The 12129-nt window shown below is 67.0% G+C and carries 13 protein-coding genes; 10 read left to right on the top strand and 3 right to left on the bottom strand.

Going from position 1 to position 12129, the window contains the following annotated elements; genetic code table 11:
* Positions 1–80 precede the first annotated feature (80 nt).
* From SLQ30_RS20920 to SLQ30_RS20910, 3 genes are read right to left on the bottom strand one after another with little or no spacing between them, the layout of a single operon-like run.
* A complete protein-coding gene (locus SLQ30_RS20920; RefSeq protein WP_319448077.1) occupies positions 81–929 on the bottom strand; it encodes a phytanoyl-CoA dioxygenase family protein in 849 nt (282 codons plus the stop codon).
* A 2-nt stretch (positions 930–931) separates the two neighbouring features.
* A complete protein-coding gene (locus SLQ30_RS20915; protein WP_319448078.1) occupies positions 932–1384 on the bottom strand; it encodes an SRPBCC family protein in 453 nt (150 codons plus the stop codon).
* Positions 1385–1418: 34 nt separating this feature from the next.
* Positions 1419–2471 (bottom strand): class I SAM-dependent methyltransferase, encoded by a 1053-nt coding sequence (locus SLQ30_RS20910; RefSeq protein WP_319448079.1) that lies wholly within the window; start codon positions 2469–2471, stop codon positions 1419–1421.
* A gap of 169 nt (positions 2472–2640) precedes the next feature.
* Between SLQ30_RS20910 and SLQ30_RS20905 the strand changes: the two genes are divergently transcribed.
* The 10 genes from SLQ30_RS20905 (at position 2641) to SLQ30_RS20860 (ending at position 12116) form a co-directional block, all read left to right on the top strand.
* Entirely contained in the window at positions 2641–3072 is a 432-nt protein-coding gene (locus SLQ30_RS20905; protein WP_319448080.1) for a DUF1707 domain-containing protein, read from the top strand.
* Between the two features lie 44 nt (positions 3073–3116).
* Positions 3117–3866 carry a hypothetical protein gene (locus SLQ30_RS20900; protein WP_319448081.1) on the top strand — a complete coding sequence of 250 codons (750 nt, stop codon included), beginning with the start codon at positions 3117–3119 and terminating at the stop codon, positions 3864–3866.
* Between the two features lie 92 nt (positions 3867–3958).
* Complete coding sequence (locus tag SLQ30_RS20895; RefSeq protein ID WP_319448082.1) at positions 3959–5032, top strand: type VII secretion target; 1074 nt, start codon at positions 3959–3961, stop codon at positions 5030–5032.
* A 131-nt stretch (positions 5033–5163) separates the two neighbouring features.
* On the top strand, positions 5164–8028 hold the full coding sequence (locus tag SLQ30_RS20890; protein WP_319448295.1) for a Na+/H+ antiporter subunit A: 2865 nt from the start codon (positions 5164–5166) through the stop codon (positions 8026–8028).
* Positions 8025–8486 carry a Na(+)/H(+) antiporter subunit C gene (locus tag SLQ30_RS20885; RefSeq protein ID WP_319448083.1) on the top strand — a complete coding sequence of 154 codons (462 nt, stop codon included), beginning with the start codon at positions 8025–8027 and terminating at the stop codon, positions 8484–8486. The genes SLQ30_RS20890 and SLQ30_RS20885 overlap by 4 nt, the downstream gene beginning before the upstream one ends.
* Positions 8483–10081 carry a Na+/H+ antiporter subunit D gene (locus tag SLQ30_RS20880; protein ID WP_319448084.1) on the top strand — a complete coding sequence of 533 codons (1599 nt, stop codon included), beginning with the start codon at positions 8483–8485 and terminating at the stop codon, positions 10079–10081. The genes SLQ30_RS20885 and SLQ30_RS20880 overlap by 4 nt, the downstream gene beginning before the upstream one ends.
* On the top strand, positions 10078–10611 hold the full coding sequence (locus SLQ30_RS20875) for a Na+/H+ antiporter subunit E (protein ID WP_319448085.1): 534 nt from the start codon (positions 10078–10080) through the stop codon (positions 10609–10611). Before SLQ30_RS20880 ends, SLQ30_RS20875 begins: the two co-directional genes overlap by 4 nt.
* An 11-nt stretch (positions 10612–10622) precedes the next feature.
* Complete coding sequence (locus SLQ30_RS20870; RefSeq protein WP_413468115.1) at positions 10623–10913, top strand: monovalent cation/H+ antiporter complex subunit F; 291 nt, start codon at positions 10623–10625, stop codon at positions 10911–10913.
* Positions 10910–11245, top strand: a complete 336-nt coding sequence (gene mnhG, locus SLQ30_RS20865) for a monovalent cation/H(+) antiporter subunit G (RefSeq protein ID WP_319448087.1) — start codon at positions 10910–10912, stop codon at positions 11243–11245. Before SLQ30_RS20870 ends, mnhG begins: the two co-directional genes overlap by 4 nt.
* A complete protein-coding gene (locus SLQ30_RS20860; RefSeq protein ID WP_319448088.1) occupies positions 11232–12116 on the top strand; it encodes an SAM-dependent methyltransferase in 885 nt (294 codons plus the stop codon). Before mnhG ends, SLQ30_RS20860 begins: the two co-directional genes overlap by 14 nt.
* Positions 12117–12129 lie beyond the last annotated feature (13 nt).

Genomic DNA, 12129 nt, shown 5'->3' with positions numbered 1-12129 from the left:
GTCGCTGAGAGCCGGGCAACACGATCACGGTCCCAGCCGGAGGTCAATGAGGCAGGTGTGACCAACGGGTCAACCGAGGGTCAGTCGAGCAGGCGCAACGGGTGCATTCCGTCGACCGAGCCCATGAACGGCGGGTGGATGCTGTAGCCGAGCATGGCCCGCAGCTTCGGCGACAGCGCCTGGACCGTATCGCGGGTGGTCGACAGGGTGAAGGCCTCCTGCGGCCGCAGCCACGGTTGGCAGTACTGCGCCGTGACCGCCATCCGCGGGCGTTCGTGACGGTTGGCTCCCCCGCCGTGCCACAGCGATCCCACGAACAGCACGCACGATCCGGCCGACATCTCAACGGGTGTGCGTACGTCGGACGGCTGCGGCGTGCGGTCGTCGCCCCAGCGGTGGCTGCCGGGAATCACCACCGTCGCGCCGTTGGTCGCGGTGAACTCGTCGATGGCCCAGATCGTGGCGAGGGACAGCACCTGACGCGGCCGCGGGATCGGGTAGAAGCCATCGTCAGGATGCGCCAACTGCGCGTGCTCCCCGGGGTGGATATTGATCACCTGCAGTTGGGAGAGCAGGTAATTCGGCATCAGGAGTCGATCCAGCACGGCCAGCACGCCAGGGTGCTCGACCACCGAGTCGAGTGCGCGCGTCTTGTTGAGGACACTGTAGACGCGCTGAGTGTGGTTGCCCTCGAAGGTATTCCGGCCCATCGGGCCCAGCAGCGGATCGACGGCACGACGGATCGCAGCCAGTCCCATGTCGTCGATGAGCCTGGGCAACACCACGTACCCGTGCTCATCGAGTCGAGCCACCAGCGCCTCGGTTTCCGCAGGAGCATTTCCCGGCGGTACCGCACGGTGTGTCCCAGCCAGATCCGTGGCGAGGTCTTCCACCCGGGTGACGGAGCGAAAGCCCTTCTCGGCGTTCATGATTACCCGGTCGCCTCGGCCAGCGCAGCCAGTCTGTCGACAGAGTCCTGCAAGCGCTCGGTCGTGGTGGCCCTGGCCCGCACCATCCGTTGCTCATCGGTCAGCTGCGACCAGTCGTAGGTGTGAGTGACGCGGGTGTGGGTGTCGTCGATGGGCTCCAACCGCCAGCGCCACAGGTGGCCGGGCGGCGTCGCACCCGGCTCAGAGGGCCGCCACGCGATCAGCCGACCCTCCTCGAACTCCACGACGTGGTTCTCGCGCGCGGCGCCGATCGTCAGGCCCATCGTGAAAACCTCACCGACCGCTCGCACCCGCTGACCCGACGGCGCCTCGGCGAGGTTGTCGTTGCCGTCCCAGCGCGGCTGTTGCGCGGGGTCGGCGACGAGCTCGAAGATCGTCGCGGCGGGGGCCGCCACGTCGCGGCTGGTACTGACCACTCGGTGTGCTTCTGACATGCCCACATTGAACCCGAACGACATTCCGTGGCGATCAGGGGCGGGCCTCGAGTACGAGGTTGAACGGTGTCTCGGTGGCCCGCCGGAACCGAGTGAAGCCGCCTGCGTCGACAACCACACGTCGAAGCCTGGCCTCCCCCGCCTGGGCGCCGAGCGCAGGGCCGTTGCGCGCGAGCGAAACGGGGACGCAAATCTGGGCGGACGCGCCGTACATCACCCGGCCCACGGGGTTGAGGTTGTCGACCACCTCGTCGTTCGCGAAGGGTTCCACGATCATCGCCGTGCCGTCGTCGTTCATCGCCTGACGAGCATGGCGGGCGACGCTGTCCGGATCGCCCATGTCGTGCAAACAGTCGAAGAATGCGATGAGGTCGAATCCGGTGTCCGGGTAGCCGACCGCGTCCGCGACCTCGAACCGCGCGTTTGGCGCACCGGCGGCCGCGGCCTTCTCGCCTGCGACCCTTATCGATTCGGCGTGGTAGTCGTAGCCGATGAACTCCGACTCCGGGTACGTCTTCGCCATCAAGATGGTGCTGGCACCGTGTCCGCAGCCCACGTCCGCGACCTTCGCGCCGCGCGACAGTTTCTCGACGACGCCGTCGAGTGCGGGCAGCCAGGAGCCGATCAGATTCGCGTGGTAGCCGGCGCGGAAGAACCGCTCGGTGCCCTCGAACAGACACGGATGGTGTTCACCCCATTCCATGCCCGCTCCGGACTTGAAGTTTTCGAGGGTGTGTCCAAGGGCGTGAAATGTTGCTTCGACGATGTTGTACGCACCGGGCATGTCGACCGGGCCACTCGGGTCGGTGAGGCACAGCGCCTGCTCGGGGCTCAGCGACCACTTGCCCGTTGAGGGGTCCAACTCCACGTATCCCCCTGCGCCCTGATTGCCGAGCCATTCGCGGATGTAGCGCTCGTTGGTGCCGGTGCGCTGCGCTAGTTCAGCCGGAGTCAGCGAACCCTTCGCAAGCTCTCGGTAGAGCCCCAGTCGATCGCCGACGAGTATCAACGTCGCACTGATCGCCGCCCCGAGATCACCCACTGCCTTACCGAGGAACGCATTCAACTTGGTTTCGTCGACCGTCATGGCGCTGCTCGTCTCAGTAGTTTGGGCCTCGTAGCCCCATCGTGATCGTGTGTTTGGGCCGTCGATCGCGTTTGACCAAACGAAATGAACCCGAATCTTGACATTCCACTACTGACATGTCAGTCTCGACCTATAGGAACTAGACATCGTCAAGATTGGAAGGCGGGACATGGCGACGACCCTCCCCACCTCGATGGTTCGCGCCGGCGACCGCGACCGCGCGGCGACCGCAACGCAGCTAGGGCAGGCCCTGACGCAGGGCTACCTCGACATCACCGAGTACGAGCAAAGGGTCGCTGCGGCGTTCGCGGCCCACTCCGGCAACGAACTCAGGCAACTGCTGGCCGACCTCCCCATCGCCCAGTTGCGGCGCAACGACCCTCGCCGCCGCGAGGCCCGCAAGGCCGCGGCCCGAATGTCGGTGCGGCTTCACCTGGCCGGGTACGTGTTCATGGTGCTCATCGTGCTGACGGTGTGGCTGTCGGTCGCACTGTCCGGCGGCACCTGGTACTTCTGGCCCATCTGGCCCATCCTTGGCGCAGGGATCGGCGTGCTCGGCCACGCGATCCCGATCAAGATGGTGACGCGACCGACGACCTAGCGCGATTACCCTCAACGTCTGTCCGGCGATGAAGGGGGAAGGCCATGTCCGAGGGTACCGACGGGCGAAGGCCCAACGTGCTCCAGTGGTTTGGCGTCTTCGCCCAGTCGGTCGCGGTGCTCGTCTTCCTCGCCGCAGGCTACGACGCCGTGCGCCACCAGGACTGGCCGCGCGCACTGCTCTTCGGAGGCGCCGCCGCGTGCTTCGCGATCCCGTTGGCCCAGAAGCCCTTCCGGAGCCGTCGCGTCCCGCGCATCACGACCGACCACACCGGCACGACCTTCCGGCCCGCGCTCAGCGTGGACGTACTCAGCGCGGCGATGATGCTGATCGGCTTCGTGACGTGCGTGTTGTGGGCGGTGCTCGGCGTGATGGGCAAGGTCACCGTGCCGTACCCGTACTCGTTGCGCTTCGGCTACGTCGTGATGTTCGGCTTGTTCGCCGCGCTCTGCGCCCGCTACCTGGTGAAGATGGCAGGCCGGAGAGGCAGCGCGTACGTGCGGCTGAACCCCGACGGCTTCGTGTTCGCCGAGTACCGCACCGGCGGCGGCGCGTGGGACCAGATCAATGCGGTGACCGGATTGCGCGCCACCCCGTACGCCCGGTGTCCCATCACCCTCACCCTCTCGAACGGCGCCATCGCGGCGATCGCGGATGCCGGCCTATACGCGACCGATGGCGAGGCGTTGCGCGAGTTGATCCGCTGCTATTGGCAGCATCCCGAATACCGGGTCGAGCTAACCGACGGCCGGGCCATCGACCGCCTGCGAGCGTGGCAGCCGACGCCGCAATAAACCTCGCCCGGCGCGAGAATTGGTGCGCGGGAGCGCCTCCGCAGCGGGTTACGGTCGATTCAGCAACGAAACGACTGGGGGATTCGACCGACATGGGTCAGGGCAGCATTCTCGACAGCTACGGCGACTTCAACGCCGCCAACGGCATCGACGGGCACATCCAGGGCTTCGGCGACGACCCGGTGGGCTCGATCGCCGGGTTCGGCGCCGACGCCATCGGACTGGTGCAGGGCTACGGCGCCCCGGTGGCCGAGACCCTTGGCTTCGCCAAGCAGGCGAGGTTCATCGAGGCCGCCGAGACACCCATCATCGAAGCCGGCCTGATCGCGCTCGCCACCATGGGCAACATGTGCGGATTCGGCACGCCCGATGAAGGGCAGGGCTTCGGGCTCGGGTCGGATGCGTACCAGAAGATCGAGCAGACCCTGTCGACGACCGATGCGCCCGGGAGTTGGACCGGTGACGGGTCGGAGACGTACACGGGACAGAACGACGTCCAGCAGGACCGTGCCACCAAGATGGCCACGACTGATCGCAAGATTCAGCACGTGCTCGAGCGCGAGGCCAGGCAACTCGACCAGACCCGCAAGGTCATCGACTACATGTCGACGACGTTGACCGCGGCGATCATCCCGGCCGTAGCCGCGCTGAGCATCGAGATTCCGCCCGGCGCCGGGGTCGCGCTGTCCATGGAGATCCAGACCATCGCCGTGTTGGGCACGGTACCCATGGCCACCACAGCCTTCGAACTGATGGCCGCCCAAGCCCTGGACAATGCCAACGAGATCCAGACGCTGTCGCAGACGTACGACCAGATCGGTGGCGAGCCCCTCCCGGGGGTCCCGTGCACCAGCGACGAGGTAGCCGTGGTCACAGGTGAGTTGCACGGCCTGGCCACCGGTCAGGATGCGGTCGCATCCGACGCCACGGCGGCCGGCCAGACCACCAGCAGCTCGATTCGGAACGTCTTCGCGAGCCACGGCATGGTCTGCGCGCCGACCAGTGCCGCGGTCGCCTCGGCCGTTGCGGATCGCACGCAGGCCAGCGGATTGATTCACGCCGAATCCAGTGGACTCGCACACAAGCTGCGCCGGGCCGCGGGCGACTACGACGGGACCGACGACGCTCAGCGTGAGCGGATCAATTGCGAAATGCCGCCCCTCTGAGCGTGCAATCGGTCGGCTCGAGGCGCTGCCACCCCTATCCGTAGACTGCACGTAGCCGAACCCCACCGAGACGGCTGACACCCCGCCGGATGCGCTTCGCGAAAGCGACCATCACCGAACATCGGAGTGCCTTGCTCGCCATCCTCTACGCGCACGCGGCCGCGGCCGTGCTGGCGCCGGTGCTCGTGCGCCGTTGGGGACGGCAGGCCTTCTACCCGCTGGCGTTGGTGCCGCTCGCCTCACTCGTCTGGGTCGCGCTGAACTGGCCGAGTCAGCACGGTCCGGACCGCACCGTCCGCATCGACTGGGTGCCCGAGTTGTCGATGAACATCGACTTCCGGTTCGACACGCTGGCCGCGATCATGAGCGTGCTGGTGCTTGCGATCGGTGGGCTGGTGCTCTTTTATTGCGGCGAATACTTCCACCATCGAGACGGCCACACCGAGAAGCGCCTGCCCAGCTTCGCCGCCGAACTCGTCGCCTTCTCCGGAGCCATGTTCGGGTTGGTCATCAGCGACAACATGCTGATGCTCTACCTGTTCTGGGAGCTGACGACGGTGTTGTCCTTCGTCCTCGTCGGCCACTACGCCGAACGGGCAACCAGTAGAAGAGCGGCCACCCAGGCGCTGCTGGTCACCACAGCGGGCGGGCTGGCCATGCTGGTCGGGATCGTCATCCTCGGCGAGCGCTCTGGCACGTATCTGTTGTCCGAATTGATCGCGGCGCCGCCGTCGGGGGTAGCCGCGTCGATCGGAGTCGTGCTCGTACTGGTCGGCGCGCTCTCCAAGTCGGCGATCGTCCCCATGCACTTCTGGCTGCCCGGCGCGATGGCCGCCCCGACGCCCGTGAGCGCCTACCTGCACGCGGCGGCGATGGTGAAGGCCGGCGTGTATTTGGTGGCCCGCATGACGCCGGGGTTCGCCGACGCACCCCCGTGGCGGCCCATCATCGTGACGCTCGGGCTGTTGACGATGCTGCTGGCCGGCTGGCGGGCGGTGCGCGAGTACGACCTCAAGCTCATCCTAGCGTTCGGCACGGTAAGTCAACTCGGTCTCATCACCCTGATGGTCGGGGCGGGTGGCGGCGATCTGATGTTGGCAGGCCTGGCGATGCTGTGCGCGCACGCGATGTTCAAGGCGGCCTTGTTCATGGTGGTCGGGATCATCGACCACGCCACCGGTACCCGTGACATCCGCAGGCTGTCCGGGCTCGGCGCTCAACACAGGCCACTTCTGCTCATCGCGGTCGGGGCGACGGCGAGCATGGCTGCGCTGCCTCCGTTCCTCGGCTTCGTCGCGAAGGAGGCCGACTTCGAAACCCTTGCGCACAGTGCGTCACTCGGAAGCGCGGCGCCATTCGTATTGGCGGGCGTGGCGTTCGGTTCGGTGTTCACGACGATCTACAGCCTGCGTTTCATCTACGGCGCGTTCGCAGGCAAGGGCAAAGCCGAACCAAGCCAGCGCGTCGCCGAAATGCACCGCCCCGCACCGGCATTCCTGGTTGCGCCGGCAATTCTGGCGGCGGCCGGGCTGTTGTTCGGCGTCTGGCCCGCCGGCCTCGACGGCGTGCTCGACTCCTACGCCGAGACGGTGCCGGGCGGGGCGGACTACCACCTCGCACTCTGGCATGGCGTGAATCTGCCTCTGCTGCTGTCGATCCTGGTGCTCGGTGTCGGCATCGCGGTCTTCGCCGCGCGGTCCCGGCTGCCCAGGCTGAAGACGGGTTACCTGCCGCTGGGCAACGCCGATCGGAGCTACGACGCAGTGATCCGCAACCTCGATGTGTTCGCCGTGCGAACCACCGCGGTGACCCAGCGCGGATCGATACCCGCCACGCAGACACTCATCATGTGCACGCTTGTCGTGCTTCCGTTGGCGATGCTCGTGCTCGGGGCACGCGACCGCCCGGAACTGCGGATGTGGGACTCGCCGCTGCAGGTGGTGGTCGGGTTGATCATCCTTGCCGCGGCACTGTCCGCCACCGTGCTGCGCAACCGGCTTGCCGCGGTGCTGCTGGTCGGAGTGACGGGCTACGGGTGCGGCGTCATCTTCGTGTTCCACGGCGCCCCGGACCTCGCGCTCACCCAATTCCTTGTGGAGACACTGATATTGGTGATCTTCGTGCTGGTGCTGCGGACACTGCCCGCCGAGGCGGATCGGGCCAACATGTATCGGCACCGACTGCCGCGGGCACTGCTCGCCGTGGCCGTCGGCGCGAGCGTTACCACGCTGGCCGTGTTCGCGATGGCCGCCCGCACCACCACGCCGATCGCCGAGTTGCTGCCGGACGCCGCCTACTACCGCGGCAACGGCGCCAACACCGTCAACGTGCTGCTCGTCGACATCCGTGCGTGGGACACCATGGGCGAGATCTCGGTGCTTCTGGTGGCCGCGACGGGCGTCGCCTCGTTGGTGTTCCGGCACCGCCGGTTCGGCTCCGCCCCCCGCGTCGGCGACGCCGGGCAGCCCGACATCGGCCGCATCCCAGTGCTTTCGACGAGCCCGGCGGTCGGCGACATCACCTGGCTGCGCGGCAGCGAACTCCGTGACCCGAGGCACCGGTCGTTGGTGCTGGAGGTCGCCACCCGGCTCATCTTCCCGTTGATCATGGTCTTGTCGGCGTACTTCTTCTTCGCCGGGCACAACACCCCCGGCGGCGGCTTCGCCGGAGGACTGACCGCTGGCCTCGCGCTGGTGCTGCGCTATCTGGCAGGGGGTCGGTACGAGCTCGGCGAGACACTGCCCCTGGACGCAGGCAAGGTGCTCGGCGCCGGACTGACCCTTTCGGCAGGCACTGCTGTCGCGTCCCTGTTACTCGGCGCCCCGGTGCTGTCGTCGGCGGTGCTGCAGTTCGACCTTCCGGTGCTCGGGCACGTCAAGCTGGTGACCGCGCTGTTCTTCGACCTCGGGGTGTATCTCGTCGTGGTCGGCCTCGTCCTCGACGTGCTGCGCAGCCTCGGCGCACGCGTCGACGAAGAACTGGTTGGCGCCCGATGACCACCTATCTTGTGCCGCTAGTGCTGATCGGTGGCCTCACCAGCACGGGCGTCTACCTGCTGCTGGAGCGCAATCTCACCCGAATGTTGTTGGGGCTGTTGCTCATCGGTAATGCGGTGAACTTGCTGATCCTGACCGTCGGCGGACCGTCGGGCAACCCACCGGTGCACGGAAGGACCAGCGACGGCGCGACCACCACGGCCGATCCGTTGGCCCAGGGCATGATCCTGACCGCGATCGTCATCTCCATGGGCATCGCGGCGTTCGTGCTGGCGCTGACCTACCGGTCCTACCGGTTGTCGCGGGCCGAGGAGGTCGACAACGATCCGGAGGACACGCGCGTCTCCCAGCAGTCGGAGCACGAACTCAACGAGGATGCCGTCACCCCAGACGTCGCCCGCGATACCGATGCACCGGACGAGCTCGACGCGTTGCCCGGCCACGAGGGCTCCGCATGAGCAATGCCTCGGCGGTGCTGACCCCGCTACCCGTGTTGATCCCGACGCTCGCCGCGGCGGCCACCTTGTTCGCCGGGCGCAGGCCACGGCTGCAGCGCACCATCGCCGTGGTCGCGCTCTCAGCGGTGGTGGCGGTATGCGCTGCGCTCGTCGTGCTGGCCGACCGCTACGGCACGTTGGCCGTGCAGGTCGGTGGCTGGGGTCAGACCGTGCCGGGGATGGGGCCGCTCGGCATCACGCTGGTGGTCGACCGGCTTTCTGCGCTGATGCTGCTGGTCTCGGCGATAGTGCTGCTGACCGTGGTGTTCTACGCGATCGGGCAGGGCATCCGTGACGGCGATGAACGTCAGCCGGTGTCGATCTTCCTACCGACGTACCTGGTGCTGTCGGCGGGCGTCTGCACCGCATTCCTGGCCGGCGACCTGTTCAACCTGTTCGTCGGCTTCGAGGTGTTGCTCAGCGCGAGCTTCGTATTGCTGACCATCGGCGCCAGCGCCGATCGGGTCAGGGCAGGCATCGCCTACGTCATGGTGTCGATGGTGTCGTCGTTGGTCTTCCTGATCGGCCTCGCGTTGATCTACGCAGCCACCGGCACCCTGAACATGGCCGAACTGTCGGTGCGGCTCGAGGGCGTTCCGGCGGGCACGCGCAGTGCGATGTTCGCGGTGCTGCTGGTGGCCTTCGGCATCAAGGCCGCAGTGTTCCCGCTTTCGGCCTGGTTGCCCGACTCCTACCCCACCGCACCTGCACCCGTCACCGCCGTGTTCGCCGGCCTGCTGACGAAAGTCGGTGTGTACGCGATCATCCGCACCCATTCGCTGCTGTTCCCCGGCGGCGCGCTCGACCACGTGCTGCTGGTGGCCGCACTGCTGACGATGGTCGTCGGCATCCTCGGCGCGATCGCACAGAGCGACATCAAGCGCCTGCTGTCGTTCACCCTGGTGAGTCACATCGGTTACATGGTGTTCGGCATCGCACTGTCCAGTGCGCTCGGCATGTCCGGCGCGATCTACTACGTCGCTCACCACATCGTGGTGCAGACGACGCTGTTCCTGGTGGTCGGACTCATCGAACGCCAAGCAGGCGCCTCCACGCTGCAACGCCTCGGTGGGCTTGCGGCGGCCAGCCCACTCCTAGCGCTGGTGTTCTTCATCCCCGCACTCAATCTCGGTGGCATACCGCCGTTTTCGGGCTTCATCGGCAAGGTCGCGTTGTTGGAGGCCGGCGCCCAGGACGGCTCGGTGCTGGCCTGGTTGCTCGTCGGAGGAAGCGTGGTGACGAGCCTGCTCACGCTCTACGTGATGGCGCGGGTCTGGACCAAGGCGTTCTGGCGCGCCCGCGCGGACGCCCCCGAGGGCGCACTCGCGATGGCTACGCCAACGGCGCTGCTCGACGATTCCGAGGACGTCGCATACGCCGACCGGGACGACGTCGGCCGCATGCCGGTCGGCATGCTGGTGCCGACGGGCGCACTGATCGCGGTGGGCCTGGCCCTCACGGTGTTCGCCGGCCCGATCTTCTCCTACAGCCAGCGCGCGGCCACCGAGGTGCTCGACCGTGGGCAGTACATCTCGGCCGTGTTGGGGCGCTCATGAGACATCTCCTGCTGCGCGCGTGGGTACTGTGCTGGCTGACGCTGGTGTGGATGTTGTTGTGGGGCAGCGTTTCTGCCGCCAACGCGTTGAGCGGGCTGGCCGTCGCGTTGGTTATCACCGTGTTGCTGCCGCTGCCGCCGGTACCCACTGAGGGGCGGCTTCACCCGGTGTCGCTGCTATGGCTGGTCATCAAGGTGGGGTACTACCTGGTGGTGTCGTCGTTGCAGGTGGCTTGGCTGGCGATCAAGCCGGGACCACCGCCGAGGACCGCCGTGCTGCGGGCGCACCTGGCGCTCAAGTCCGATTTGGTGTTGGCGCTGGCCGTCAACATCGTCAACCTCATCCCCGGCACGATCGTGCTGGAGATCGACCAGACCCGCCGGCTGATCTATGTCCACGTCATCGACGTGGGTTCCGAACGCTCGGTGAACCGGTTCTACCACCAGATCGCCGAGGTGGAGCGCTTGTTGATCGCGGCGTTCGAGCGGCCCGAGGACTGGCGGCCTGCCGGGGAACGGGAAGCCTCGTGAACACGATCTGGATGGTGTCCGGCGTCATGCTCGCCGCCGCCGCCGTCATCACGATGTTCCGGCTGCTGGCCGGCCCGGGCACGCTGGACCGCCTGGTCGCCCTCGACACCTTCGTCGCGGTGACGATGTGCGCCATCGGTACCTGGGCAGCGTTCAGTCTCGACACCACGGTGACCTACAGCCTGACGGCGCTGGCGCTGATCAGCTTCGTCGGTTCGGTCAGCGTGGCGCGCTTCCGCGTGCGGGACAAAGACTTCAGCCGCGTGCGCGACACAGACCGCAACGACGGGAGCCCGCAATGACCGTGTTGGACATTGTCGCGGGCGGGCTCGTCCTTGGCGGATCCGCACTGGCCCTGACGGCGGCCATCGGCGTGGTGCGTTTTCCCGACACCCTGTCGCGGATGCATGCCGCCACCAAGCCACAGGTGCTCGGGCTGCTGCTGGTGCTCTTGGGGGCCGCGATCCGATTACGCGGCCATGCCGACGTCGGCATGCTGATCCTGGCCGGCATCTTCACCGTCATCACGGCTCCGGTGGTGGCCAATCGGGTGGGCCAATTGGCTTACCGTGAACAGAGTTTCCGAGATGACCTACTGACGAAAGATGAGATGGCTGAGCATGAGCAGGACTGACGACGACAGCTGGGACATCACCAAGGGTGTCGGCGCCACCGCGTTGGGTGTGGCCTACGCGAGGGCGCTGGAAACGGCCGCCGAGCAACCACTCATCGTCGACCCGTTCGCCCAGGTGTTCATCGACGCGGCCACCGCGCTCGGTTGGGAGGCGCCTGCGGGTGCGCAGGCGGAACGGATCAAGCACATCTCGGCATATGCTGCCGCGCGGACCAAATGGTTCGACGACTTCTTCGTGACCGCGAGCGGACACGGCATCGGGCAGGCGGTGATCCTGGCCGCCGGACTCGACGCCAGGGCCTGGCGCTTGCCGTGGGCGCCGGGCAGCAAGGTCTTCGAGATCGACCAACCGCTGGTGTTGGCGTTCAAGGCCGAGACCTTGCACAGCCACGGCGTTCAACCGGTGGCGCGACATGTCGCCGTTGCCGTCGACTTGCGTCAAGATTGGCCGAAGGCCTTGGTGGACAGTGGTTTCGATGCGGATGCGCCGACCGCGTGGTCGGCAGAGGGCTTGCTCCCGTATCTTCCCGCCACTGCTCAGGACCTGTTGTTCGAGCGAATCGACGCGCTGAGCGCGCCGGGCAGTCGGCTCGGCATAGAGTCCTTCGGCGCAGGCTTCTTCGACCCTGAGTATCTGGCCGAGCGAAGCGCCCAGGTCCGAAAGCTGAGAGAGCAGGCGGGCGAAGACTCCGACGCTCCCGACGTGGCCGACCTGTGGTTCATCGAGCAGCGCACCGACGTCCCAGACTGGTTGAGGGCCCGCGACTGGAACGTGTCGGCGGTGTCTGCGGCCGACCTGATGCACCGGTACGGGAAGGACGCCGGCGCCACTGCGATGCGCACCGAGTTCATCGAGGGCCTGCGTAGCTGACCGCAAGAACGGC

The sequence above is a fragment of the Mycobacterium sp. RTGN4 genome, assembly GCF_033804635.1.
In the GTDB taxonomy this organism is placed as follows: Bacteria; Actinomycetota; Actinomycetes; order Mycobacteriales; family Mycobacteriaceae; genus Mycobacterium.
Note: the sequence above shows the minus strand (reverse complement) of the source record. Positions and strands in the feature narration are given on the sequence as shown.